This window comes from Membranihabitans marinus, assembly GCF_019802045.1.
Lineage (GTDB): Bacteria > Bacteroidota > Bacteroidia > Chitinophagales > Saprospiraceae > Membranihabitans > Membranihabitans marinus_A.
Genome location: NZ_JAHVHU010000009.1, coordinates 113,132 through 137,216, shown reverse-complemented (window position 1 = coordinate 137,216; position 24,085 = coordinate 113,132). Strand labels below are relative to the sequence as shown.

The 24,085-nt window shown below is 42.9% G+C and carries 27 protein-coding genes and 3 pseudogenes; 29 read left to right on the top strand and 1 reads right to left on the bottom strand.

Annotated features, from left to right (window positions below; translation table 11 throughout):
* Positions 1-117: 117 nt before the first annotated feature.
* The 20 genes from KUV50_RS10630 to KUV50_RS10535 all read left to right on the top strand — a co-directional run bounded on the left by KUV50_RS10630 (position 118) and on the right by KUV50_RS10535 (position 13,259).
* Positions 118-576 (top strand): META domain-containing protein, encoded by a 459-nt coding sequence (locus KUV50_RS10630; protein ID WP_222580124.1) that lies wholly within the window; start codon positions 118-120, stop codon positions 574-576.
* Positions 577-916: 340 nt separating this feature from the next.
* The gene (locus KUV50_RS10625; protein WP_222580123.1) at positions 917-1,081 is read left to right on the top strand and encodes a DUF1328 domain-containing protein; all 165 of its coding nucleotides are present in this window, start codon (positions 917-919) and stop codon (positions 1,079-1,081) included.
* A gap of 208 nt (positions 1,082-1,289) precedes the next feature.
* Positions 1,290-2,750 carry a potassium/proton antiporter gene (locus tag KUV50_RS10620; RefSeq protein ID WP_222580122.1) on the top strand — a complete coding sequence of 487 codons (1,461 nt, stop codon included), beginning with the start codon at positions 1,290-1,292 and terminating at the stop codon, positions 2,748-2,750.
* Positions 2,751-2,801: 51 nt separating this feature from the next.
* On the top strand, positions 2,802-3,221 hold the full coding sequence (locus tag KUV50_RS10615) for a cupin domain-containing protein (protein WP_222580121.1): 420 nt from the start codon (positions 2,802-2,804) through the stop codon (positions 3,219-3,221).
* A gap of 95 nt (positions 3,222-3,316) precedes the next feature.
* The gene (locus KUV50_RS10610; RefSeq protein ID WP_222580120.1) at positions 3,317-4,450 is read left to right on the top strand and encodes an NAD(P)/FAD-dependent oxidoreductase; all 1,134 of its coding nucleotides are present in this window, start codon (positions 3,317-3,319) and stop codon (positions 4,448-4,450) included.
* Positions 4,451-4,593: 143 nt separating this feature from the next.
* Positions 4,594-4,818, top strand: coding sequence for a DUF2281 domain-containing protein (locus KUV50_RS10605; protein ID WP_222580119.1), 225 nt, complete (start codon positions 4,594-4,596; stop codon positions 4,816-4,818).
* Positions 4,815-5,141: a type II toxin-antitoxin system VapC family toxin gene (locus tag KUV50_RS10600; protein WP_222580118.1), complete on the top strand. Its 327-nt coding sequence runs from the start codon at positions 4,815-4,817 to the stop codon at positions 5,139-5,141. Before KUV50_RS10605 ends, KUV50_RS10600 begins: the two co-directional genes overlap by 4 nt.
* A 67-nt stretch (positions 5,142-5,208) precedes the next feature.
* Positions 5,209-5,940 carry a methyltransferase domain-containing protein gene (locus tag KUV50_RS10595; RefSeq protein WP_222580117.1) on the top strand — a complete coding sequence of 244 codons (732 nt, stop codon included), beginning with the start codon at positions 5,209-5,211 and terminating at the stop codon, positions 5,938-5,940.
* Positions 5,937-6,989 carry a type III polyketide synthase gene (locus tag KUV50_RS10590; protein WP_222580116.1) on the top strand — a complete coding sequence of 351 codons (1,053 nt, stop codon included), beginning with the start codon at positions 5,937-5,939 and terminating at the stop codon, positions 6,987-6,989. The genes KUV50_RS10595 and KUV50_RS10590 overlap by 4 nt, the downstream gene beginning before the upstream one ends.
* Positions 6,983-7,783 carry an enoyl-ACP reductase gene (locus KUV50_RS10585; RefSeq protein ID WP_222580115.1) on the top strand — a complete coding sequence of 267 codons (801 nt, stop codon included), beginning with the start codon at positions 6,983-6,985 and terminating at the stop codon, positions 7,781-7,783. The genes KUV50_RS10590 and KUV50_RS10585 overlap by 7 nt, the downstream gene beginning before the upstream one ends.
* Before the next feature lie 294 nt (positions 7,784-8,077).
* Complete coding sequence (locus tag KUV50_RS10580; protein WP_222580114.1) at positions 8,078-8,521, top strand: 3-hydroxyacyl-ACP dehydratase FabZ family protein; 444 nt, start codon at positions 8,078-8,080, stop codon at positions 8,519-8,521.
* Positions 8,518-9,783, top strand: a complete 1,266-nt coding sequence (locus tag KUV50_RS10575) for a beta-ketoacyl-[acyl-carrier-protein] synthase family protein (protein WP_222580113.1) — start codon at positions 8,518-8,520, stop codon at positions 9,781-9,783. Before KUV50_RS10580 ends, KUV50_RS10575 begins: the two co-directional genes overlap by 4 nt.
* Positions 9,784-9,872: 89 nt before the next feature.
* Complete coding sequence (locus KUV50_RS10570) at positions 9,873-10,148, top strand: acyl carrier protein (RefSeq protein WP_261395114.1); 276 nt, start codon at positions 9,873-9,875, stop codon at positions 10,146-10,148.
* A complete protein-coding gene (locus KUV50_RS10565; RefSeq protein ID WP_222580112.1) occupies positions 10,129-10,755 on the top strand; it encodes a 4'-phosphopantetheinyl transferase superfamily protein in 627 nt (208 codons plus the stop codon). Before KUV50_RS10570 ends, KUV50_RS10565 begins: the two co-directional genes overlap by 20 nt.
* A gap of 142 nt (positions 10,756-10,897) precedes the next feature.
* The gene (locus tag KUV50_RS10560) at positions 10,898-11,146 is read left to right on the top strand and encodes a hypothetical protein (protein ID WP_222580111.1); all 249 of its coding nucleotides are present in this window, start codon (positions 10,898-10,900) and stop codon (positions 11,144-11,146) included.
* Positions 11,147-11,150: 4 nt separating this feature from the next.
* Positions 11,151-11,366, top strand: a complete 216-nt coding sequence (locus tag KUV50_RS10555; RefSeq protein WP_222580110.1) for a type II toxin-antitoxin system HicB family antitoxin — start codon at positions 11,151-11,153, stop codon at positions 11,364-11,366.
* Positions 11,367-11,423: 57 nt separating this feature from the next.
* Positions 11,424-11,645, top strand: coding sequence for a DUF433 domain-containing protein (locus KUV50_RS10550; protein WP_261395113.1), 222 nt, complete (start codon positions 11,424-11,426; stop codon positions 11,643-11,645).
* A gap of 21 nt (positions 11,646-11,666) precedes the next feature.
* Positions 11,667-11,933: a DUF5615 family PIN-like protein gene (locus tag KUV50_RS19745; RefSeq protein WP_222580245.1), complete on the top strand. Its 267-nt coding sequence runs from the start codon at positions 11,667-11,669 to the stop codon at positions 11,931-11,933.
* Positions 11,934-12,001: 68 nt separating this feature from the next.
* Positions 12,002-12,469 carry a Crp/Fnr family transcriptional regulator gene (locus tag KUV50_RS10540; protein ID WP_222580108.1) on the top strand — a complete coding sequence of 156 codons (468 nt, stop codon included), beginning with the start codon at positions 12,002-12,004 and terminating at the stop codon, positions 12,467-12,469.
* Positions 12,459-13,259 (top strand): aspartate dehydrogenase domain-containing protein, encoded by an 801-nt coding sequence (locus KUV50_RS10535; protein WP_222580107.1) that lies wholly within the window; start codon positions 12,459-12,461, stop codon positions 13,257-13,259. The genes KUV50_RS10540 and KUV50_RS10535 overlap by 11 nt, the downstream gene beginning before the upstream one ends.
* Here the strand turns inward: KUV50_RS10535 and KUV50_RS10530 are convergent.
* Positions 13,237-14,157: an NAD(P)-dependent oxidoreductase gene (locus tag KUV50_RS10530; protein WP_222580106.1), complete on the bottom strand. Its 921-nt coding sequence runs from the start codon at positions 14,155-14,157 to the stop codon at positions 13,237-13,239. The two genes, KUV50_RS10535 and KUV50_RS10530, sit on opposite strands and share 23 nt — an antisense overlap.
* A gap of 69 nt (positions 14,158-14,226) precedes the next feature.
* Here KUV50_RS10530 and KUV50_RS10525 point away from each other — a divergent pair, with 69 nt between their 5' ends.
* From KUV50_RS10525 to KUV50_RS19740, 9 genes and pseudogenes are all read left to right on the top strand, one after another.
* Positions 14,227-14,565 carry a VOC family protein gene (locus tag KUV50_RS10525; RefSeq protein WP_410000046.1) on the top strand — a complete coding sequence of 113 codons (339 nt, stop codon included), beginning with the start codon at positions 14,227-14,229 and terminating at the stop codon, positions 14,563-14,565.
* Between the two features lie 12 nt (positions 14,566-14,577).
* A complete protein-coding gene (locus KUV50_RS10520) occupies positions 14,578-15,525 on the top strand; it encodes a hypothetical protein (RefSeq protein ID WP_222580105.1) in 948 nt (315 codons plus the stop codon).
* Positions 15,526-15,680: 155 nt separating this feature from the next.
* Positions 15,681-16,883, top strand: coding sequence for a hypothetical protein (locus KUV50_RS10515; RefSeq protein WP_222580104.1), 1,203 nt, complete (start codon positions 15,681-15,683; stop codon positions 16,881-16,883).
* Positions 16,884-17,142: 259 nt separating this feature from the next.
* Positions 17,143-18,740: pseudogene (locus KUV50_RS10505) on the top strand (N-6 DNA methylase).
* Positions 18,733-18,942: pseudogene (locus KUV50_RS10500) on the top strand (KilA-N domain-containing protein); the annotation flags it as partial. The pseudogenes KUV50_RS10505 and KUV50_RS10500, both read left to right, overlap by 8 nt.
* Positions 18,943-18,978: 36 nt before the next feature.
* Complete coding sequence (locus tag KUV50_RS10495; RefSeq protein ID WP_222580100.1) at positions 18,979-19,812, top strand: KilA-N domain-containing protein; 834 nt, start codon at positions 18,979-18,981, stop codon at positions 19,810-19,812.
* Complete coding sequence (locus KUV50_RS10490; RefSeq protein ID WP_222580099.1) at positions 19,805-20,977, top strand: restriction endonuclease subunit S; 1,173 nt, start codon at positions 19,805-19,807, stop codon at positions 20,975-20,977. The genes KUV50_RS10495 and KUV50_RS10490 overlap by 8 nt, the downstream gene beginning before the upstream one ends.
* Positions 20,974-22,185: an RNA-binding domain-containing protein gene (locus KUV50_RS10485; RefSeq protein ID WP_222580098.1), complete on the top strand. Its 1,212-nt coding sequence runs from the start codon at positions 20,974-20,976 to the stop codon at positions 22,183-22,185. Before KUV50_RS10490 ends, KUV50_RS10485 begins: the two co-directional genes overlap by 4 nt.
* A 440-nt stretch (positions 22,186-22,625) precedes the next feature.
* Positions 22,626-24,065: pseudogene (locus tag KUV50_RS19740) on the top strand (type I restriction endonuclease); the annotation flags it as partial.
* Positions 24,066-24,085: the final 20 nt, after the last annotated feature.

The window sequence follows — 24,085 nt, the reverse complement described above, 5'->3', positions numbered from 1 at the left end:
AGTAGTGCTTAATCCAAACCAATGTAAATAAAAAATATACCAAGACCGGAAATTTTCGTTATGAAAAGCCACATAACATGAATGCAAAACCAAATTCCTCACAAAATAATTCCAACCATGAAAACAACCTTTTTATTAATAATGCTATTCCTGTCTGCTATAAGCTGTCAAAGTGGTGATCGAACCTCTTCCGATAAAAACCAGCAGAACACTACTGAAAGTGAGATTGTCGGGACACACTGGAAACTGATCCAACTAGAAGGTCAGGATGTAAAAATGGCGGATAACCAGGAAAAGGAAATATACTTTGTTCTGAAAAGTGAGGGGAAAAAAGTGGAAGGCTTTGCCGGATGCAACTCCATAAATGGTACCTATACCCTGGAGGAAGGACAGCGTATTCACTTTTCACAGATGGCTGTGACGCTGAGAGCTTGTCCGGATGTAGCTATTAACGAAAATGATTATTTACAAGTTTTTGAATTAGCCGACAACTACACCATACACAATGGGGAGTTGGCATTGAATGTCGGCAAACGAGCACCACTGGCGGTTTTTAAAGCGGCAGCTGACCACTGACGTCTCCCAATGCTCTGTTTTATAAGTTATGTGGAATAATTCTGAGCTCATTTTTGTGATAGTCAAGGCGTCTAAACGTAGTCATGACTAAGGAAAAGGTGAGGCTTTGCAACGCAGAATAGTACAAATAGGGACCAGAATTAATGAAAATGATATATGAAACGGAGCAGTAGCATTTCCGCCAAGGAGGGTGTTATTTAAAGGAATGCCTTATCAGTTTTCATAGAATTAAATCAAGCTGGAATGGAATAACGCTAAACATTCTATGTTTTTCATTAATACGAACTGATTCTATTGGCTACTTTACTCACCTTATTAAACAAATCAAAATTTAAATTTTATGATTCGTTGGATTATTATTTTCCTGGTGATCGCATTAATTGCTGGACTTCTAGGTTTTGGCGGCATTGCCGGCGCTTCTGCTGGAATTGCTAAAATTATTTTCTACATTTTTATCGTCTTATTGGTTATATCCCTCATTATGAACCTAATGCGGAGAGGCTAACCAGCAAGAAAAGAAAATCTGACCAAAACCGGATATTTTAATCCCCTTCATAATAAAAAGATATGGAGGGTAGATTAAACATTTATCCCGTACGATAATTATTATAAACGACCCAATGATGTGTCATCATTGGGTCTAATTATTTTGGGTATAACCAATGCCACATCATTTGAAGCAGTAGACCGGCTTTGTAAAAAAAAGGAGATGAATGAACTTAACGATTGAAAACATACTATTAGTAGGCTCGGTATTGTTACTCATAAGCGTCATCGCCGGTAAAACCTCGTACAAATTTGGTGTACCAACCCTGATCCTGTTTTTGACCATTGGTATGTTAGCGGGATCGGACGGAATCGGAGGTATTCACTTTAATGATCCTAAAATGGCTCAGTTCATCGGTGTCGTCTCCTTGAACTTTATTTTATTCTCCGGGGGGCTGGACACGAACTGGAAAGCGGTCAAGCCTATATTGGGGGAGGGCATTGTATTATCGACCCTGGGTGTATTTTTGACTGCCATCTCGCTCGGTACTTTTGTGTGGTATGTCACAGATTTCACCATCTATGAAAGCATGTTACTAGGCTCCATCGTATCCTCTACGGATGCAGCCGCTGTTTTCTCCATACTGCGTTCCAGAAGTCTTGCGCTTCGGAAAAATTTAAGGCCGACCCTGGAATTGGAGAGTGGTAGTAACGACCCCATGGCCTATGTACTCACGCTTGCATTTTTGACCTTAGTTATACACCAGGACAAAAGTATCACTTCCATCATTCCAATGTTTTTTCAACAAATGATTATTGGCGGTATTGCCGGTCTTGGATTCGGAAAACTTAGCAAATTGATTATTAACCGGATCCGACTTGACTTCGAGGGGTTGTATCCTGTGTTGGCCATAGCACTGATGTTTATCACTTTCTCCGCTACCGACTTTGTGGGCGGCAATGGATTTTTGGCTATTTATATATGCGCAGTTTTCCTCGGTAATCAAGAATTGATTCATAAAAAAACCATTCTGAAAATGTATGACGGATTAGCATGGTTGATGCAAATCGTACTGTTTCTCACTCTGGGCTTGCTCGTTTTTCCGTCCCAAATCATACCAGTCATGGGCGTAGGATTGCTTATATCGCTTTTCCTGATCCTTATTGCGCGTCCGGTGAGCGTACTATTAAGTTTGGTCTTTTTCAGAATGAAAATGCGAAGACGGTTATATATTTCCTGGGTCGGACTCAGAGGAGCGGTCCCGATCGTGTTTGCCACCTATCCACTCCTGGCCGGCATTGACAAAGCCAATATGATCTTCAATATTGTCTTCTTCATTTCGGTGACCTCGGTGTTGATCCAGGGCACGACCCTTTCTGTATTTGCCAAGTGGCTCAATGTTGGCTCAGAAAAACCAAAACGGTTGACAGCCACTGATCTGTTGCTATCCGACAATCCAAAATCAGAAATGCAGGAAATCAGCATTCCGCCAGATTGTCCGTCGATTAATAAAAAAATTGTCGATCTTCATTTTTCACATGAAGCCTCGATTGCGATGATAAAGCGCAACGGCAGCTACATCACCCCCCACGGTTCCACAAAAATCGAATCGGGCGACACCCTGGTCGTTCTGGCTGACCGTCCTGAGGTATTTGACGAAGTTTGCGGCAAACTCAATATTACTTAAATATTCCATCTACACAGTTGACTATGTGAGACTATCGCAGTATATTGGACTATGAATAGATCCATCGTATATGTTTTAATCCTTCCACTTTTTCTTAGTTCCTGTGCCTCCAGAAAGACCCTAAAAGAGATCCAGGTAGAGACCTTATTAAAAACCACAGAAAGCTGGAACGGGGATCTCCTGCCCACCTACCGGGAAGGAAGCCCGGAAATCACCATCCTTAAAATTACGATCCCACCAGGTTCCCAACTCAAACCGCACAAGCATCCTTTTATTAATGCCGGAATACTGATGGAAGGCGAACTTACCGTAATGACTGAAACGGATCAAACACTTCACCTCAAAAAAGGAGATGCTATTTCGGAATTGGTTAACACCTGGCATTTTGGGAAGAACACCGGATCCAAACCCGCTAAAATTATTGTATTTTATGCGGGAATAAAAGGGAAGCCTATAACGGTCTTACGATAACATCGTTCGCCCTTTAAATTTATAATGAACTGTAAATTTCGAATGTCTTCACCCAAAGTAAAAGTAGATTCGCCACCATCATATTCATCGAACCAATGACCCGGTCCTCTGATGTCATCATCATCGGTGGCGGGCTAGCCGGACTGACTTGCGCCATACATCTTTCCATTAAAGGAATGAAGGTACTCCTGATCGAAAAACACCCCTATCCAAAGCACAAAGTATGTGGAGAATATATATCAAATGAGGTGCTACCTTATTTGAATGCGCTCGGATTTGATCCATTTGAGCATGGAGCCACCCGAATAACCCGACTCACCCTGAGTACTGCCCGGAGCAATTCAATCACGGTTAATCTTCCCAGAGGTGGCTTTGGAATTAGTCGATATCGGATTGATAATGAACTGGCAAAACTGGCTAGTAGCAAAGGGGCAAAGATCATTCGGGCCTCCGTTCAAGATGTAAATTTCCATGAAAACATATTTAAGGTGATGACCAATCGGGGGAAAACGTATTCCACCCCATTGGTTATCGGCGCATTCGGTAAACGATCCAATCTCGATGTGCACTTAGATAGGGAGTTTATGTCTTTACCGGCACCAAATCTGGCCGTAAAAGCCCATTACAGCGGGGTATTCCCAGATGACCTGGTCGGATTACACAATTTTAAGGGCGGGTATTGCGGGGTTTCCAAGGTGGAAGACGATCGCATCAATGTCTGTTACATCACCGATCTTAATGCATTCAAAAAACACAAAAACATCGTGACCTTTCAGCAAGAAGTGATGAGTAAAAACCGATATTTGAGAGCCGCTTTTGATCACATGGAAATGGAGTTTAAAAACCCGGTCACCATCAGTAATATCTCGTTTCACACTAAAAATCCGGTCAAAGACCACGTATTGATGTGCGGGGACAGCGCCGGAATGATCCATCCCTTAGCCGGAAACGGAATGAGTATGGCGATCCGTTCTGCTCAGATGCTATCCCTACTCATTCTAAAATATAAATCTGGCAAAATCACCTCACGCACTAATCTCGAAACATCTTATGCAACGCAGTGGAATGAATCTTTTTCGACGCGACTTCGATGGGGGCGAGTCATTGAACAAATATTCAGAAGGAACATATTGTCCGAAATTATCCTTATCTTACTCAAGATCTTCCCATTTCTATTGTCTTTGATTATCCGGAACACACATGGGAAACCAATGAAACCTGAGATATAAATGTGGATAGGAAAATGAACATGTACCTATTGAGACTTATCAAGATCAGATATGTAGCCATATAACTTAAATAACCCATGAAGCAAGAAAATTAATATTCTTATATTTGGATAAGATGTTGAAACGGCGATTAATGACAACCAATGAAATTAACATTTAATATAGGGTTAAAAGAACTGTTCAATTTAGCTGATCAGTTACCAAAAAAAGAAAAGCACAGATTGATTGCATTACTTCAAAAATCAATCCATCAGGATAAAAATCAAACAAATAATGGTGAAAGACAATTAGGCAAATATGAAGGTAAAATTCAAATGTCTGATGATTTTAATGACCCCATCGAAGATTTTAAGGAATATATGCGATGAAATACCTCCTGGATACTCAAGTTTTGATTTGGATTTTTGGAGAAAAAAATAGACTAACTAATATTGCTTCTGAAATCATCAAAGACAAAACAAACAGTCTATTTGTTCGCAAAGTCAGTTTTTGGGAAGCAGCTATTAAAGTTAATATCGGCAAACTTACCCTTCCATTCGAATTAGAAACATTGGCTAAAGAAGCTTTGTTAAACAAAATTATAATTTCAGAGATAGAAATCAACCATATTTCGAATCTTGGAAATCTTCAGTTTCACCACCGTGATCCATTTGATAGATTAATTCTCAGTAAGGCAATGGTAGATAAGTAACCCGTTATTTCAAGTGATGATAAATTTTCACTTTATGACATTGAAAGGATCTGGTAAATGATATTTAATGTGGATTAACACCGCCCAACGACGTACGGACCTGGAGATCATGGATGATCTCGAAATGGATGGTGATCAACTCATCGACAGTCTGGATCACATCGCCCGGATCAATCAATGGCTCGGAGGGAACCGGTTAACCATTAAAGCACTACAGGTATTATTGAAGGATCAACCGAAAGACACAGAACTCACCATCGTGGATCTGGGGTGTGGCAACGGGGACATGCTTCGTGTAATCGCAGCCATGGGTCGGAAAAAAGGGTACCGCTTCCGGTTATTGGGAATCGATGCAAATCAGACGACCATCGACTATGCTATCCAGTTGTCCGCGGATTATCCGGAAATCGAGTATCTTTCAGAAAATGTGCTTTCCCCCGGATTTAAAGAAATTAAATACGACATTGCTTTGTGTACGCTATTTCTCCATCACTTTGAAAATGAGGTCGCCTTGGAATTTGTGAATACCATTGTAGAAAATTCCCGGATTGGCGTAGTGGTCAATGACCTGCACCGGCACCCCATGGCCTGGTACTTGTTCAACCTGATTACGCTGGGCATGAACAACAAAATGGCGCGGGAAGATGGATTGCTTTCCATATTAAAGGGGTTTAAAAAGAAAGATCTGGAGCTATTTGCCGACAAAATCAATGGCCAAAGCACCATCCGTTGGCGGTGGGCATTCAGATACCAATGGCTTATTACAAAATCAACGCACCCCACTGCAACACAACTATGAGTGTAAAAATAACGACCGTCCAAAAACAGCTTCCGCCTTACACGAGATCCACGGAGGAAATCATCCCTTTTCTAAAAGCCTGGTTAACCGGGCAGGAAGCACGTTTTCAGCGGAAAGTCATCAAGCTGTTTGAAAATGCAGGCGTAGACCGAAGGTATTCCATTATGGACGCAGCAGATGTCTTTCAGAAAACGTCCTTTGAAGAGAAAAATGAACACTATCGACGGGAAACCATCAAACTGGCTGAAAAAGCACTCCTAAAAGCTCTGGGTTCTGCCGGATTAGTAGCCCGGGATATTGATTATATTATCACCGTGAGCTGCACCGGAATCATGATTCCATCCGTGGATGCATACCTGATCAACCGATTGGATATGAAACAGGATATCGTCCGACTTCCGGTCACAGAAATGGGCTGCGTGGCTGGCATTTCTGGAATGATCTATGCCAAAAACTTTTTAAAAGCCAATCCCAATAAGCGAGCTGCCGTGATTGCGGTAGAATCGCCCACCTCCACCTTCCAGCTCGATGATTACTCCATGGTTAATATAGTCTCAGCGGCAATCTTCGGCGATGGCTGTGCCTGTACTATCCTATCATCCTATGAAGAGGAAAAGGGGCCGGAGATCATAGACGAAGCCATGTATCACTTTTACGACGCCGAACATATGATGGGGTTTGAATTGAAAAATACGGGTCTCCAAATGGTCCTGGACAAAGAAGTGCCTGATAAAATCGCTGCGCATTTTCCACATTTTGTTCATCCGTTTCTGGAGCGAAACAACCTGACTATTGCAGATATCGATCACTTGATTTTCCATCCGGGAGGCAAGAAGATCGTCCAAACCGTCGAAGAGCTTTTTGGGGCACTCGGCAAAAACATCGACCATACAAAAGCGGTGCTCAAAGACTATGGCAATATGTCGAGTGCCACGGTACTCTACGTTCTGGAACGGTTTATGGAACAAGACCCCAAAAAAGGTGATATTGGTTTGATGATCAGTTTCGGACCGGGCTTTACGGCTCAAAGATTATTGTTGCGATGGTAAGAGAATTTGCAGATAAAAACGAATGGGCGGTCATTCTCGGAGCTTCCAGCGGATTGGGATTGGCTACCGCTAAGAAATTGGCTGCCCACGGGTTGAATCTGTGTTTGCTGTACCGGGCGAGAAGAAGTGAGCAGCCATCCATTGAAGCAACATTTAATGAAATGGAAAAAGCACATTCGATCCGGCTTATCCATTTCAACGCTGACGTGGTCAAAGTGGAAACCCGGACTAAAGCGACCGAACGTATGAAAGAAATATCCAATGATGGTGGAAAAATTAAAGCACTCGTTCACAGCATTGCCAAAGGGAACTTAAAGCCAATGGTATCTGAATCAAAAAAGGAGCTGGGTAATGATGATTTTCATCTTACGCTGGAAAATATGGCCATCAGCTTGTATGACTGGACCAAAAGCTTGTTTGATGCGAAACTTTTTTCCGAAGATGCTCGTATCGTTAGTTTTACCAGTGAAGGCAATACCAGAGCCTGGAGAAACTATGGAGCCATTTCCACCGCAAAAGTAGCGCTGGAAGCCATTACCCGAAGTATTGCGCTGGAGTTTGCATCCTATGGCATCCGTGCCAATTGCATCCAGGCGGGTATGACAGATACGTCTTCGTTTCGTAGGATTCCCGGTCATGAAATGCTGCGGCAAAATGTCCTAAAGCGCAACCCGTTTCATCGAATGACTACACCCAATGATGTGGCGAATGTGGTTTATTTATTATTGAAAGAGGAAGCCCGATGGATCAACGGCGCCATTATTCCGGTGGACGGCGGGGAGCATTTGAGCTAGGAGTTTACTTATGATGTGGAATATTTAGAACAAGTTGCAAAATCATATGTAACCAGGGAACATGTTCCCGTATGAGTTTAGTGATGAAGATAAGTTGATGGGAGGGTATGTCTTGCTCTGTTATATAGCGTGTTGAGCCGTGCCCTTAGTATCATCGCAGTTAAGGGCTAAAAGCCCAACTTGTCGATCTATATAACACCCCGGGCTAAAGCACCAGGGGCTAACCACGCCACACATACATTTTCCCTTGGAGACGAGAGAAATCAAAGAGAGCATAATTTACATTTAAACCATATGACATCAAAAGAAATTATAGCGCTATTGCCTTATCAATACCCCTTCTTATTCGTAGATGATATATGTACTGTCGATGAAAATGCCATAACGGGAACGTATACTTATGATCGTCACCTCCCCTTTTATGAGGGTCACTTTAAGGCTAATCCGGTCACCCCGGGAGTTATTTTAACCGAAACGATGGCGCAAATCGGTCTGGTGGCGCTTGGTATATATATGATGTATAAGACGGGCGAACTGCAAAAAAATGTGCAAATTGCCTTTACTTCGGCGAACGTGGACTTTTACATCCCCGTATACCCGGAAGAAAAAGTCACCGTAAAAAGTGTCAAAGAATATTTCCGGTTTAACAAGCTAAAATGCAATGTAGAAATGTACAACGAAAATAAAGAATTGGTCAGCCGGGGTACGCTGGCCGGGATGATAAAGCAAAATCAATGAATCAGAGCGTGGTTATTACCGGGCTGGGCGTAGTGGCTCCCAATGGTGTAGGGCTGGTTTCTTTCTTGAAGGCGATTCAAAAAGGCAGCTCCGGAATCCGGTTTTATCCTGAATTAAAAGATTTAGGATTTTCCTGTTGCATTGGGGGAATCCCTGAAGTGTCGGAAGAGTTGAAACGGGAATACCTGACGGACCTGCAATTGAGAAATTTCAATAGTTCGGGAATCCTCTACGGCTGTATAGCGGGGATGGATGCCTGGTCGGATGCCGGTCTGTCTGCGACCGAAAAAGTGGATTACAACAGCGGAACCATCTTTGGCACCGGCATGTCCGGCACTGAAAAGTACCGAGAAGCGATTTACAAGGTAGATGCCGGAAAAGTCCGCCGACTGGGAAGCACGGTGGTCGCACAGACGATGGCCAGCGGGGTAAGCGCCTATCTGGGTGGCATCCTTGGTCTCGGCAATCAGGTCACCACAAATTCTTCCGCGTGCACGACCGGCACCGAAGCACTCTTGATGGGGTATGACCGGATCCGAACCGGTCAGGCGGATCGTATGCTGGTGGGAAGCTGTAGTGATCATGGACCGTACTTATGGGGCGGGTTTGATGCGATGCGCGTGCTGACCTATAAGCACAATGACACCCCGGAAGCCGGCTCCCGACCAATGAGTGCCTCAGCATCGGGATTCGTACCGGGCAGTGGTGCGGGTGCTCTGGTGCTGGAATCACTGGAGAGTGCCAAAAACAGAGGAGCATCGATCTATGCAGAAGTATTGGGCGGTGCGATCAACTCAGGCGGCCAGAGAGGCGGAGGATCTATGTCCGCTCCAAATGGAGATGCCGTCCAACGCTGCATATCCGGAGCTGTTCGTAATGCAGGCATACAATCTACAGATATAGACTTGATCAACGGCCACCTCACCGCCACCAGCAAGGATTACTTTGAAATTCAGAACTGGTCCCAGGCGCTGAAACTAGAAGGTTTGCATTTTCCATATGTTAACACCTTAAAGTCCATGGTAGGGCATTGCCTGGCTGCAGCAGGATCGATCGAATGTGTGGCGAGTGTATTGCAGCTCAAACATGATTTTATAGCACCCAATATTAACTGCACGGATTTGCATGAAGATATTGTACAACTGATTTCTCCGGATAAAATTCCCCGGACAATCATCAAAAAAGATATTCATATCGTGGCAAAAGCAAGTTTTGGCTTTGGCGATGTAAATGCCTGTGTTATCTTTAAAAAACATAAGTAATACGTTGCGGCGTCACGACCATGATCCCTTGGTTTTAGTCTCGCTTTTGTGAAAGATGGACACTGCTATCATCTATAAAAATTAAAAAAATGAAAGATAAGTCACGTATGATCGCCGAGTTAAAAACGATCATAAAACCATATGTCCAGGATCAGGAGGCCTTTGGCAACCTGGATGAGGACACTGATTTCATCAATGACCTGAAGGTGAATTCGGCCAACCTGGTGGATATTATATTGGACATCGAGGATAAATACGATATCGAGATCGACAATGAATCGATGGAAAAGATGCTGACGGTGCGGGCAGCATTAGAAGTAGTTAATAAAAAACTGGGGCATTCTTATGACTCTCCTCAAGAGTAAAATCCTCATGATGATCGGCAATGATATCATCGATCGCGGATATGCTTGCAAGGAATCCAATTGGCGACGAAAGGGGTTTTTAAAAAAGATTTTCACACCCTGTGAACAGGAATTAATCCATGGTGCTTCCGACCCATTTACCACCGTCTGGCGGCTGTGGAGCATGAAAGAAAGCGCGTATAAGCTATTCATGCATACCGGAGTGGAGCGGTTTTTTAACCCACGCCGACTAAGTTGTGAATTCAGTTCTTCTGAAGAAGGCTTAGTAAATATTGAGGCACTACAAATTCATACCCGATCCAAAATACATCCCAAATTTATCTTCACGAGTGCTTCTTCCATCTGTCGTGTTGAAACGATGGATCACGTTTTTAACCTTTCGAAGACAGACCCTCGTTTTCAGTCCAAATTCACACATCGTGCCATGCTGGAATGCATCGCCCAGAAGTATCACCTAAATAAAGAGAAGTTGTATATTCGAAAATCAGATCAAAGTGTACCCGAGGTTTTTTATGGAAAACAAAGGCTAAATATTTCCGTTTCAATGACACATCATGGGTATCATGGGGCGTTTTCTATTTGTGAGAGAAAATTTATTCCGCAATAAGATATTTTATCATTCTATTCTTTTCAAATTATAGAACGATCTGAGGTCGAAGGGTAGTGTAAGGTCTTTGCTCAGGTTTGATTCGTCTGAAATAACGTGCATAAGCTTCGGAAAAAATATAGAAAAAGTTATCTTTAAATAAATGGGGAAATACGATAAGATTTTCACAAGCGTATTAAGGGGAACTTCTGATGCGAATATTAGATTTATTGCATTAACACGACTTCTTCTAAAATTGGGCTTTAATGAACGCATCAAGGGTAGTCATCATATATTTTTCATGGAAGGGATAGATGAAATAATCAATATTCAGGAAATAAATGGGAAAGCAAAAAATTATCAAGTCAAGCAAATCAGGAAATTAATTAAAAAGTATGCCCTTAAATTATAATACTATGTCTGAGATAAAATATGAACTTATTATTTATTGGAGTAAAAGTGATAATTGCTTTATTGCTGAGGTACCAGAATTGCCAGGGTGTTTTTCAGATGGAAAATCATATGAAGAAGCCGTGGAGAATGTGCAAGTAATTATTCAGGAGTGGATCGAAACTGCGAATTCACTTGACAGGGAGATACCAAAGCCCAAGGGTAGGGTAAAGTATGCCTGAATGATCAGGGATTTATCAAGTTATTTGTTGATCTAATACCGATATGATGAAAAAAAATTGTTAAAAAGGATCACTATAAATCCGAATATAAGCTTTGGGAAACCTATTCGAAATATGCGATATCCGGTAGAAATAATGCTTGACCTATTAGCAGTTGGTATGACCATAGAAGAAATTCTCGAAGACTATCCCGATCTGGAAAAAGAGGATCTTCAAGCTTGTATACTTTTAGCAAATGAGGCGATACGGGTAAAAAGTATTCATAATGTAATATTATGATATGCGTTTTATCGTAGATGCATATTTACCAATGCGTTTAGTTTACTGGCTAGAAACAGAGGACACGATGTCGTTCATACTCGCGAACTTCCACTTAAGAACGAAACAGCTGACATACAGATCATACGGTTATCCGTAGCACAAGATAGAATCGTCATAACTAAATCATGTTTCGCATCCGAAAATCAGTTCCAAACATCCCTAAAGTTTCTCATGACGCACATAGATTGGATAATAATATATCATTGTATGATCATGGGAACTATGTGGCGTATTCCGTACAGCTAGGATGATTAATTGAAGGTACAAACAACCTATGGCGTAATGATAAATATCTGAATAATCAATATTATAAAATGCAATTAACCTCATTAAAAAAACATCTGCAATCCTACTTTAAACTCGACAAGAAGGGACTGGATAAAATCAGTAGTTGCTTTGAATTAATGAAACTCGAGAAAAACGAATATTTCTTGAAAGAGTACGCGCTATCCAAAAAACTCGGTTTTATACATTCGGGTATTTTGAGAGAATACACCTCTGACAAGAATGGGAAGGAGGTCACAAAATGGATATCTACCGAAAGCTTTTTTGTCATGGATATCATCAGTTTCTATTTTCATGTGTCCGCCCGATGGAATATTCAGGCACTCACTGATTGTGAGATTCATGTGACCGACAAATCCACACTTTCAGAGCTTTCGGATCAAATTAAAAATTGGGATCAAATAGAAAAACTTTTTATCGTCAAATGTTTTGGTCTTCTTGAAGAACGGATTGTCAACCAAAAATCTTTAAACGTAGAGGAACGATATGAAAAATAAAACACTTGCAATTGTGGGCTGCGGAAAGCTGGCTCAGATCGTGGCCGATGCGCTGACCTCGGGCCTATTACCAGACTACCAGCTGATCGGAACGTATTCCAGAACTTTTGATAAAGCGGAAGCTATCGCGCAACACGTGAACCAATCCAATCCAGGATATACCTGCACCCCAGTCCGGACCATGGAGGATTTACTCGCCATGAAAGCCGACTACATCGTGGAAATGGCTTCTCCGGCAGCCTTGCGTGATTTTGCACTGGATGCCCTGCAAAATGGCTCTTCCATCGTAACGCTTTCGATCGGGGCACTTGCCGATGCACAATTCTATGAAAAAATTAGAACCACAGCTCGCGAGAACAACACCAGAGTCCATTTGGCCTCCGGGTCCATCGGCGGGTTTGATGTGATGCGAACGATATCCTTGATGGGAGATAGTTCAGCTTCCTTCAGAACAGAAAAAGGGCCCGACTCCCTAAAAGACACCTCTGTATATAATGAATCACTGCAGACAGAGCAAAGAACGGTGATGGAGGGAAATGCCGCAGAAGCCATCGAACTGTTTCCCACGAAGGTCAACGTCGCTGTAGCGGCTTCCCTCGCTACCACAGGCCCTAAAAACATCGATGTAGCCATCACCTCAATTCCAGGTTTTGTAGGTGATACCCATCGCATTCATGTGGAAAATGACCAGGCTCATGCCCGCATCGAAGTGTATGGCAAAACGTCGGATATCGCCGGGTGGAGTGTGGTCAACACCTTGCGGAACATTACTGCTCCGATCGTTTTTTGAGGTAGTCTTCGATATTCTCGATGACCTTCTCACTGAGGCGGATGTAAGCCTGACGAGTACGTCCCACGGAAACCTTCATGCATCGGACATTGGGATGATCCAAAAACCGTTCATTACCCAATGCGCCCACGGTGTCACAATACAGTCGGTTGTCATCGTCAATCCACCGGGCAAAAGGAACTTCGTCCCAGGCTGGAGTCAGACCGGTATTGAATAATATCTTCCGATTGCCCAGGGCTTCGAACTCCGCTTCATGGAGGAGAACGGTGTTCTTATTGAGACAACAAAAGACCACTTTACTTTCACGGAGTAGTTCCTGAAGCGGAAGAAAACGGTAGCCTTTTTCTTGGGCTTCCGGTTTTTCACTCCTCGAAAAATAGGCGATCTCTGCACCTAAGAAATGCAGCGCATCAGCGATCATCCCGCCGGATTTACCCAATCCGACAATACCCGCTTTTATACCTGTGATTTCACGAGGAACACCATCCCAGGGCTCCGCCGGAGATCCATCTGGGTTCGTGCCAAATCCATGCAAACACCGGACCAGCTCACTGATCGCATACTCTACAACGCCTTCATCACCATAATCCCGAATGCCGGTCACCGTGATACCCCAGTCTTCGGCAAAAGGGATATCAACATTGGCACTTTCCACCGAATACAACGAACAGGCCATACCAATATATTCCACGTTGCGGCAGGGTTCCAGTGCCTCTCGTCCCAATGTAGAAGTATAACTCAATAAGACCGCATCGGCATCACCAATGCGTGCAGCCATTTCTTCCGGCCCTTCCGGTATGTCCCGGTATAGGACTACTTCCTTCGCAAAATCATGGAGACGCTTTTCAGCAGCCGGAATTAGATCAAGCGGTTCGATGCCGACAAGTTTATTAAACATGGGTTATTCTAATTTTACGCTAATAAACAAAATAAAAACGTATCTTGACAAATAAAACAAACAGGTATTATTAACAACCACATCAACTATATCGAGTTCAAAGCCAACGATCTTGAGGCGGTCAAATCATTTTATAGTACTGTCTTCGGCTGGACTTTTACAGACTACGGCCCCGATTATACTGCATTTTCTAATAGTGGCATGGAAGGTGGATTCGAAAAGAGGGATGAAGAGATCGTCAATAGTGTACTGGTTGTCCTCTACCACGAGGATCTGAAAAAAACCATAGAAAAAGTGGCAAAAGCAGGTGGAGAGATCACGGAAGATATCTTTTCATTTCCCGGTGGTCAGCGATTCCAGTTTAAAGACCCGGCCGGAAATGAATTGGCAGTGTGGACTGAAGCGTAAAATCGGCGAGCTATGCGCACACCTTCATACATCACTGTTTTTGTTTCATCAGCTATCCTGATGTTGTCATGCAGTAAGGAGGCTTCGGTACCGGACAATAGCACAACAGATCATCTTAAGTTTTTTGGATTCACACTGATCGATACGTATTGGGATGACCCGACGGATGGGAAGAACAAGATGAACTACATCGACGAAGTTGCCTCGTTTTCCAATGTGGCGGATATGTTGGTCATTGGTCCCAAGGACAACCTGGTAGAAAGGATGAAGCAAATGGAACGTTATCAGATGAAAGCCATCTTGCACCTTCATGGATTGTTTTTCGAACAAACAGGTACCACCGGCTCATCCGGCGTAAAATATTCGTTGCGTACTGATTTTCAGAATCGGTGGGATGAATTTGTTCAGGTCAATGACCTCCAGACCAACCAGAATCTCATTCAGGCATTTTATATGGGCGAAGAACCCACCTGGAACGGAATATCCTATGAAGATCTGAAATCAGCGACCGACTATGTCGATCAACAATTCCCCGACATCCCCATTATGGTGATCGAAGCGTATCCTATACTCGACCAACTCCAGGTGCCTGCGTCAGTTGATTGGATCGGTTTTGATCATTATTTTGTAAAGGATCCCGTCACCAATCCGGACTATCAGCAGGAATGGGCTTTGATCAAATCAAAACTCTCCAGCTCGCATCAACGGTTGGTGATCATCATGGACAGCCATTACATTCCGGAGATTCACGGTGAGTTAGCCCACATCGCCCTGGAAGAAATGGGTGAAGTCGCTCAAAGCTACTACCAGCTGTCGAAGTCCGACACCTCCGTCATTGCTTTGTTGGGGTATTTTTGGCCCAATGGCTTTGATGTTCCGGAATCGATCGGCGCCCGTGGGATGCCGAAATCGGTCATGGACGAGTATGCCAGGATAGGGAAAGCGATTACGGGAAAGTGATATAGGAATGGCAAGTCTTGCTTTGGAAAGAGGGAAACCAAATGAAAATTGCTTAAGATCGATGTTGCTCTGTTCAGCAACACGCTTTTTTTAAAGGAGGTTTGAATAAGAAAATGAACATCACTATTAAATTGAATATGATAAAAACAGCTTTTATGTCACTCTTCTTAGTATTCGCCTGTTTGGCTCACGCCAAAAGCGTCCAGGACTTCGATGTCCGACCGGGAAACTCCCCTCAAATCAATAAAATTAATTTACAAAAAGCGATTGAGTGGGCTTCGGCCCGCGGAGCTACGTTGTTTTTTGATCCGGAAGTAGAGCCCTATCACATTGATGGAGGGATTGTATTGAAAGAAAATGTGTCCTTAAAAGGAGTCCATGGTCCTACGCCGCGAGGTACTTCACATCCGGATAAGAATCAACCCGTCGGTAGCGTACTTAAAATAACGGATCGAAGAGCTCCATTCATCACCGTGGAGTCGGCTACCCAAATCAAGGGGCTCCAATTCTGGTATTCGGACCAAACCATCGACGACCCTTCAGCGGTTATCCCATACCCGCCAACCATACAGGTCTCTCAGGTCAAAGCAGCACAGGGAATTTACCTATCATGCCTTACTTTTTATGGAGAATATGTGGCGATGGATTTCAATGCGCAGCCGGAACATCCTTGTGAACTCATGGTTTTTGAGCACTGCTACGGTTATCCGCTGAGTGGTGAATTTATCCGGATGGACTACGTATATGACGTGCCCCGGATCCTCCATTGCCATGTCAATCCGGCCATACAACGGTTTATTGGCGGACAGTACCCACCGGCCATTGTGGATGCGGTCATTGCCCAAAAGAGCTTTGCCTATGCCATCAACCATACGGACAATGCTCAGCTCATTGACCTCTTCACTTTTGGCACCTATGGAGGCATACTGCTCGGTGGGGAATCCTATGGCCAGCTCACTAATTTCAATTTTGATTGCGTAACCATCGGCATCCACAAAAAAGGAAACAGCACCAAAAACCGGAACTGGCAAATCGCTCAGGGATCCATTATTGCAAATACCGGCGACAAAATACAGGACATCCATCCGATTCTGATCGAAGGCCAGGGGCACACCTCGCTAACCAATGTCGAAGCATTTTCCGGTGCCAATGCGGCGTTAACCACAGTGGCTGAAAACGCATCCTGGGATTTTATCAAAATCCAGGGGGATCAAAAGTTGAGTGTATCTGTTTTTGGCAGCCGCATGAGGGACTACATTTCAGACGAACCGGCCACGATTACCAATGAGAAAGCGATCGTGCAGTTTGTGGGGTGCATCGATAAGGATGAGATGTTTTATAATCGTACTTTTGAGTAAAGAAAATTCAAAATATGCACATTAAAAAGATTTTAGTCATCTATACAAAATAGTTCAAAAACCTTCTAAAGTCATGAGGTGATTTGTAACTTACGGTTAAAGTATGTATTATAGCCTGGACACTGTTACAAGTAAAAGCTACTTAAAAGATTAAAATAAACCTCAAGACATAAAACGCCATTCTATCGCCATAAATCTTGGCCTAGGCTGATCATCGGATAATGGTGACTATATAATAATGGAAACAACTTAGAATTAAATGGCAAAAAAGAAAGCAAACAACACAGAAGAGCCGATGGAAAAACAGCTCTGGAAATCAGCTAATAAATTAAGGAAAAATATAGATGCCGCAGAATACAAGCACGTCGTTCTCGGACTCATATTTCTGAAATACATTTCTTTCTGAAATACATTTCCGATGCTTTTGAAGAGAAGTATGAACAACTGGTCGCAGAAAAAGACCTAGGAGCGGATCCGGAAGATAACGATGAGTACAAAGCGGAGAATGTATTCTTCGTACCCCCATCGGCCCGATGGAGTTTTATTCAAAGTCATGCCAAGCAACCCACCATTGGCAAAACCATTGATGAATCCATGGATGCGATCGAACGGGAGAATCAATCGCTGAAAGGGGTTCTTCCAAAAGTGTACGCCCGGCAAAATCTGGATCCGACCAGTTTGGGTGAATTGATTGACCTGATCGGGAACATTGCCTTGGGCGATGCCAAATCCAGAAGTGCCGATGTGCTCGGTCACGTTTTTGAATACTTCCTGGGTGAATTTGCTTTGGCGGAAGGAAAGAAGGGCGGGCAATTTTATACTCCCAGAAGTGTGGTTGAATTGTTGGTGGAAATGCTGGAACCATACAAAGGACGTGTCTTTGATCCGTGCTGTGGTTCTGGTGGTATGTTTGTGCAGTCCGAGAAATTTGTTAAAGACCACCAGGGCCGACTCAATGATATTTCCATATACGGACAAGAGAGTAACCGAACCACCTGGCGCCTGTGCAAGATGAATCTCGCCATCCGGGGTATTGATAGTTCACAGGTGAAATGGAACAATGAAGGCTCGTTTTTGAATGATGCCCACAAAGATCTGAAGGCCGACTACATTATTGCCAATCCTCCTTTTAACGTGAGCGACTGGAGTGGAGACTTACTTCGGAATGACGGCCGGTGGAAATTCGGAACACCACCATCTGGAAATGCGAACTACGCATGGATCCAACATTTTCTGTATCACCTGGCGCCCAATGGACAAGCCGGATTTGTATTGGCAAAAGGCGCATTAACAACTAAAACAGGCGGGGAGGGAGAGATTAGAAAAGCCCTTGTAGAATCGGATTTGATCGACTGCATTGTCAATCTACCCGCCAAATTATTCCTAAACACCCAAATTCCGGCATCGCTATGGTTTATGTCGCGCAATCGAAGTAATGGAAAATTCAGAAACCGAACGGGTGAAATTCTTTTCATGGATGCCCGCAACCTGGGACATCTGATTAACCGCAGAACCAAAGTCCTATCGGAGGAAGATATCGGAACAATCTCGGATACTTACCACAATTGGCGTAACAAATCCCCCTCCGATGGAGGGGTGTCCGCATCAGGCGGACAGGGTGGTTATGAAGATGTAAAAGGCTTCTGTGCCTCAGTGCAAAAAGAATGGGTGGCCGAACTGGACTATGTGCTTCCGCCGGGAAGGTATGTGGGGTTACCGGAAGAAGAGGACGATTTTGATTTTGTGGAACGCTTTACCAGTCTTAAAGCTGAGTTTGAATCCCAGCTCAAAGAAGAAGCTGAACTGAATGAGCGGATTTTGGAAAACCTGTCTAAAATTAAGATGCCGGATGACTAAGAAGAATCAAAAAATAGAAGTAATGGGGAAGAGCATTACTATAGATGCAGAAAATTTTATTTCTCTGACAGATATGCTCAAAGCCAAAGATGGAGAATTCTTTATTTCCGATTGGTTGAGAAACCGAAACACGCTGGAATACATGGGTATATGGGAACGCATACATAACCCGGATTTTAATTATGGCGAATTCGCCATAATTAGCCTTCATAAATTAATGGGATAGTACATAGGTGAAATGGCAAAACAGAAAAGCATACAGGTTCAAGGTCTAAAAGTAGGATACACAAGTATTGATAACGATGAATTTATTAGTATCACAGATATTGCGAAGCTAAAAAATGAGAAAGCCCCTGCCGATGTTATCAAGAATTGGATGCGAAATAAAAATACCATTGAATTACTTGGCTTGTGGGAACGATTGAACAATCCTAATTTTAAACTGGTCGAATTCGACCAGTTTAAAAATGAGGCCGGATATAATCATTTTGTATTGTCTCCCAAGAAATGGATCGAATCCACACAGGCAATCGGAATACATTCAAAGTCTGGAAGATATGGAGGAACCTATGCCCACAGGGATATTGCATTGGAATTCACTTCCTGGAATTCTGTTGAATTCAAATTTTACCTGCTAAAAGAGTTTCAACGACTCAAAGAACAGGAGCACAAGTCCCTGGACTGGAACGTAAAACGAAGCCTTACCAAAATCAATTATCGTATCCATACCGATGCAGTAAAGTCACACCTCATTCCGGAACACTTGAGCAAACAACAAATCAACTGGGTTTACGCTACAGAAGCGGATGTACTCACTATGGCCCTCTATGGAATGACCGCCAAGCAATGGCGGAACCAAAACCCGGATAAAGAAGGGAATATTCGCGATTATTCCAATGTGATTCAGTTGGTCTGCCTGGCTAATCTGGAAAACCTGATCGCCATTTGGATCGAAGAAGGCCATTCTCAAAGCGAGCGGCTCCAACGACTGAATGAATTGGCTATTCAACAGATGAAACTCCTGACACAGGATATTTTACAGAAAAATTTAAAAGGAGGGGAAAATGAGTGACTGGAAAGAAGGTTACTTGAGTGAATTACTAGATGTTATAATGGGTCAATCTCCCAAAGGTGAAACATGTAACACCGATGCAATTGGCTTGCCGCTATTAAATGGGCCAACTGAATTTGGTATTAAATCGCCTACACCTATTCAATTTACAAATGATCCTAAAAAGGTAGCAGAGGAAGAGGATATTCTTTTCTGTGTTAGGGGATCGACAACGGGTAAAATGAACTGGGCTGACCAGACTTATGCTATAGGAAGAGGAATTGCTTCTATCAAGCATAAGATAGGAAAAGAATACTCAAGATTTGCCATGGCTATTTTGGAATACAATCTACCTTTACTTCTTTCAAGTGCGACAGGATCAACATTCCCGAATGTCTCAAAAAAACAACTCAATAATCTTGAAATTTTAATCCCGCCCCTTCCCGAACAACGCGCCATCGTCGAAGTCCTTTCCAGCCTAGACGACAAAATAGACCTGCTGCACCGCCAAAATCAAACCCTGGAGCAAATGGCGGAGACACTGTTTCGGCAGTGGTTTGTGCACCGTCCTGAGCCTGTCGAAGGAGAAGAAGCGGATGAGGGGTGGGAGGAAGGTGTTCTAGGAGACGAATTTGACTTCACGATGGGTCAATCACCACCAGGAAGTTCCTATAATGAAGAAGGAGTTGGAATCCCAATGTATCAAGGTAATCGAGATTTTGCCTTTAGATTTCCCCAAAATCGTGTATTTACGACCGAACCTAAACGATTTGCTCAAAAGTTCGATACGTTAGTTAGTGTAAGAGCACCAGTAGGGGAACAAAATATGGCTATTGAAAAATGCTGTATTGGTAGAGGTGTGGCAGCATTTCGGTATAAATCTAATCCTAATTTTTACACCTATACATTTTTTAAAATGAAATCGCTTATGGATGAAATCAAACAGTTCAATGAAACGGGAACTGTATTTGGATTAATAACTAAAAGTGATTTTCAAGAAATGGAGATTTCACTTCCACCACTGAAAAACGTTGAAAGATTTCAGAAGGAGGTAAAACCAATTGATGATAAAATAATCTTGAACTGTACCCAAATCCGTACACTCGAAAAATTTCGCGACACGCTGTTGCCGAAGTTGATGAGTGGTGAAGTGCGGGTGGACCCTAAACAATTCATGGAAAAATGACAGAAGCACAGTTGCATAGCCTGATAGAAGAATTGACCAAACAACCAAGAGAGAGTGAATGGGTAGAGTTCAAACATAATTACCATTCTACAGAAGAAATAGGCAAGATCATTTCTGCATTGAGCAATGGTGCTTGCATTCATCGTCAAGATTATGGTTATTTAGTATTTGGTGTGGAAGATGACTCTCACCAAATTATTGGCACGACCTTTAAAGCCAGAACAGCTAAATATAAAAATGAGGACAAGGAACATTGGTTGGTTCAGCGACTCAACCCACGTATAGACTTTGAAATTCAGGAATTTGATTATAATCGAAAGCACATTTCAATGTTTGTCATTCCAGCTACACACAATCAACCCGTAGAGTTTATGCATACTGCCTACATACGAGTAGCAACCAGCACCAGAAAACTTAACGAATTTCCTGAAAAGGCACGTAAAATCTGGAAGAAAGGTCCCGTAAAAATTTTTGAAGAACGAATCGCAAAAGAAAATTTGAGTACAAATAACATTATAGAGCTGTTGAATACACAATCTTATTTTGAATTATTTTCCATTCCATATCCATCAGATAGAGCAGGTGTATTAGAGCGATTTCTTTCAGAAGGATTTATCACAAAAGATCAGACAACTTACAACATCACTAATTTAGGAGCCATTCTTTTTGCAAAAGATTTAAACGATTTTTCCAGTCTTAAAAGAAAGTCTATGAGGGTGATTATCTATGAGGGGAAGAACAAGCTTAAGACCATACGGGAACAAATAGGAGTAAGAGGATATGCAGTAGGGTTTGAAGGTTTGGTGAACTGGGTAAACGACCAGCTGCCGGCGAATGAAGTTATAGGCAGAGCTTTGCGAAAAGAAGTAAGGATGTATCCTGAAATTGCCATTCGGGAACTCATAGCCAATGCGTTGATCCATCAGGATTTTGACGAAAAAGGCTTTCCTATGATAGAGATATACGCAGATCGTATTGAAATCTCAAATCCTGGTCTTCCTTTTATTACTCCAGAACGTTTTATAGATGAGTACCAATCCAGAAACGAACAGTTGGCTGATGTGCTTAGACGCTTAGGAATATGCGAAGAAAAGGAAGTGGTATTGATAAAGTTATTGCTTCTACCGAAGTATATCAGTTGCCAGCTACAGATTTTATCATTCAACAAAGACATACCAAAGCCATATTATATGCCTATAAGCAACTGAACGATATGAGTAAAAATGATAAAATCAGAGCTACCTATCAGCACTGTTGTCTTAGATATGTAACCAATAAAAAAATGACCAACCAATCTCTTAGAATACGATTTACCATAGAGGAACATAATGCTGCAACAGCATCTCGTATAATACGGGACACTTTAGATTCTGGTCTGATTAAAGATGATGACCCCACCACTAAATCAAGAAAATATGCCAAATACATCCCATTCTGGGCTTAATTCTTATTTGATGAGCAGGACTACAAACACACACTGGTCTGTCATAAGCTATTGTATTTCAATCACTTGCTTATTTGATGGTTATTTGACAGGAAAAAGCTACGTGCTCCATAAAACATCAAAATCACTTGATCAGATTCACCTCTATTCTCCATTACCAAAAAGTTGTCATTATACGGCGATAGAATATAATATTCCAAGTATATGACCCGTATAACCGAAAATACCATTGAAGATTTTGTCATCCATTTGTTGGAACGTTTGGGGTATGGTTATATCTACGCACCAAGCATTGCATATGATGGTGAGAACCCCGAGCGCAGTTCCTACGAAGACGCCCTCCTGACAGGTCGAATGGCCAATGCCATCAGAAGAATCAATCCCACCATTCCGGCAGAAGCCCAGGAGGAAGCCATCAAAGAAATACAACGGATTCATTCCCCGGAACTTTTGACCAATAATGAAAGCTTCCATCGATTATTGACCGAGGGGATCAACGTGAGCTATCAGAAGGGTGGCCACCAACGTGGAGACTTGGTCTGGCTCATCGATTTTACCAATCCTGATAATAATGATTTTATAGTCACTAATCAATTTACCGTAGTGGAGGATGGTGTCACCAAACGACCGGATGTCATCTTGTTTGTGAACGGGATACCACTGGTGGTAATGGAACTGAAAAACGCTACCGATGAAACCGCCACCATCAATTCGGCATTCCGGCAGATCGAAACCTACAAAGCGATGATCCCATCCCTTTTCACTTACAATGCTTTTTCCATCATTTCAGATGGACTGGAAGCCCGGGCAGGAACGCTTTCATCCGGTATAAGCCGATTTATGACCTGGAAATCTGCTGACGGTAAAGAAGAGGCTTCTCATTTGGTCAGCCATATTGAGACCTTGATTACTGGCATGCTAAACAAAGAGACCCTGCTTGATCTGATCCGGCACTTTATCGTGTTTGAAAAATCAAAAAAGGAGGATAGTAAGACCGGAATCACGACCATCTCGACAGTAAAGAAACTGGCCGCTTATCATCAATACTATGCGGTTAACCGAGCGGTGGAATCCACACTACGCGCTACAGGTTATTCCCCTCCTGGGGAGGGGTGGTCGCAGACCGGGGTGGTAAATTCCCCTCCTCAGGAGGGGTGGCAGACGAAGTCTGACGGGGTGGTAAATCTTCCCCATAAAGATATTGAGCTGGAAACCGATCCATTAGATAGGAGCGCCCGTCCCGGCTCTGGCGATCACCAATCCGGTGGAAGCACCACCCCGCCCCATGGGCACCCCTCCAGAGGAGGGGAATTTCGGAAGTCAAAGAACTACTTCTCCCTTCCATACAACCCGAAATTAAAAGAACGTGCCCGGAAGCTTCGAAAAGCAGGGAACCTGCCTGAAGTTTTGTTCTGGCAGAGAGTAAACAAAAAACAATTTAAGGGCTTTGATTTCGACAGACAGAAAATAATAGGTAATTATATTGTCGATTTCTATTGCGGAAATTGTCAGGTGATAGTTGAAATTGACGGAAGCAGCCATGATAATAAGCAAGAGTATGATGCGGAAAGGGATAACTACTTGGAATCATTGGGATTATATATGATTCATATTACGGCGAAGGATGTTTTGCAAAATTTGGATGGGGTTATGAGGTGGCTTGA

What these genes read in the sequence shown, in the direction of transcription:
- KUV50_RS10630 (WP_222580124.1), top strand. Translation starts at nt 118, where the DNA reads ATGAAAACAACCTTTTTATTAATAATGCTATTCCTGTCTGCTATAAGC.
- KUV50_RS10625 (WP_222580123.1), top strand. Translation starts at nt 917, where the DNA reads ATGATTCGTTGGATTATTATTTTCCTGGTGATCGCATTAATTGCTGGA.
- KUV50_RS10620 (WP_222580122.1), top strand. Translation starts at nt 1,290, where the DNA reads ATGAACTTAACGATTGAAAACATACTATTAGTAGGCTCGGTATTGTTA.
- KUV50_RS10615 (WP_222580121.1), top strand. Translation starts at nt 2,802, where the DNA reads ATGAATAGATCCATCGTATATGTTTTAATCCTTCCACTTTTTCTTAGT.
- KUV50_RS10610 (WP_222580120.1), top strand. Translation starts at nt 3,317, where the DNA reads ATGACCCGGTCCTCTGATGTCATCATCATCGGTGGCGGGCTAGCCGGA.
- KUV50_RS10605 (WP_222580119.1), top strand. Translation starts at nt 4,594, where the DNA reads ATGAAATTAACATTTAATATAGGGTTAAAAGAACTGTTCAATTTAGCT.
- KUV50_RS10600 (WP_222580118.1), top strand. Translation starts at nt 4,815, where the DNA reads ATGAAATACCTCCTGGATACTCAAGTTTTGATTTGGATTTTTGGAGAA.
- KUV50_RS10595 (WP_222580117.1), top strand. Translation starts at nt 5,209, where the DNA reads ATGTGGATTAACACCGCCCAACGACGTACGGACCTGGAGATCATGGAT.
- KUV50_RS10590 (WP_222580116.1), top strand. Translation starts at nt 5,937, where the DNA reads ATGAGTGTAAAAATAACGACCGTCCAAAAACAGCTTCCGCCTTACACG.
- KUV50_RS10585 (WP_222580115.1), top strand. Translation starts at nt 6,983, where the DNA reads ATGGTAAGAGAATTTGCAGATAAAAACGAATGGGCGGTCATTCTCGGA.
- KUV50_RS10580 (WP_222580114.1), top strand. Translation starts at nt 8,078, where the DNA reads ATGACATCAAAAGAAATTATAGCGCTATTGCCTTATCAATACCCCTTC.
- KUV50_RS10575 (WP_222580113.1), top strand. Translation starts at nt 8,518, where the DNA reads ATGAATCAGAGCGTGGTTATTACCGGGCTGGGCGTAGTGGCTCCCAAT.
- KUV50_RS10570 (WP_261395114.1), top strand. Translation starts at nt 9,873, where the DNA reads ATGAAAGATAAGTCACGTATGATCGCCGAGTTAAAAACGATCATAAAA.
- KUV50_RS10565 (WP_222580112.1), top strand. Translation starts at nt 10,129, where the DNA reads ATGACTCTCCTCAAGAGTAAAATCCTCATGATGATCGGCAATGATATC.
- KUV50_RS10560 (WP_222580111.1), top strand. Translation starts at nt 10,898, where the DNA reads ATGGGGAAATACGATAAGATTTTCACAAGCGTATTAAGGGGAACTTCT.
- KUV50_RS10555 (WP_222580110.1), top strand. Translation starts at nt 11,151, where the DNA reads ATGTCTGAGATAAAATATGAACTTATTATTTATTGGAGTAAAAGTGAT.
- KUV50_RS10540 (WP_222580108.1), top strand. Translation starts at nt 12,002, where the DNA reads ATGCAATTAACCTCATTAAAAAAACATCTGCAATCCTACTTTAAACTC.
- KUV50_RS10535 (WP_222580107.1), top strand. Translation starts at nt 12,459, where the DNA reads ATGAAAAATAAAACACTTGCAATTGTGGGCTGCGGAAAGCTGGCTCAG.
- KUV50_RS10530 (WP_222580106.1), bottom strand. Translation starts at nt 14,157, where the DNA reads ATGTTTAATAAACTTGTCGGCATCGAACCGCTTGATCTAATTCCGGCT.
- KUV50_RS10520 (WP_222580105.1), top strand. Translation starts at nt 14,578, where the DNA reads ATGCGCACACCTTCATACATCACTGTTTTTGTTTCATCAGCTATCCTG.
- KUV50_RS10515 (WP_222580104.1), top strand. Translation starts at nt 15,681, where the DNA reads ATGTCACTCTTCTTAGTATTCGCCTGTTTGGCTCACGCCAAAAGCGTC.
- KUV50_RS10495 (WP_222580100.1), top strand. Translation starts at nt 18,979, where the DNA reads ATGGCAAAACAGAAAAGCATACAGGTTCAAGGTCTAAAAGTAGGATAC.
- KUV50_RS10490 (WP_222580099.1), top strand. Translation starts at nt 19,805, where the DNA reads ATGAGTGACTGGAAAGAAGGTTACTTGAGTGAATTACTAGATGTTATA.
- KUV50_RS10485 (WP_222580098.1), top strand. Translation starts at nt 20,974, where the DNA reads ATGACAGAAGCACAGTTGCATAGCCTGATAGAAGAATTGACCAAACAA.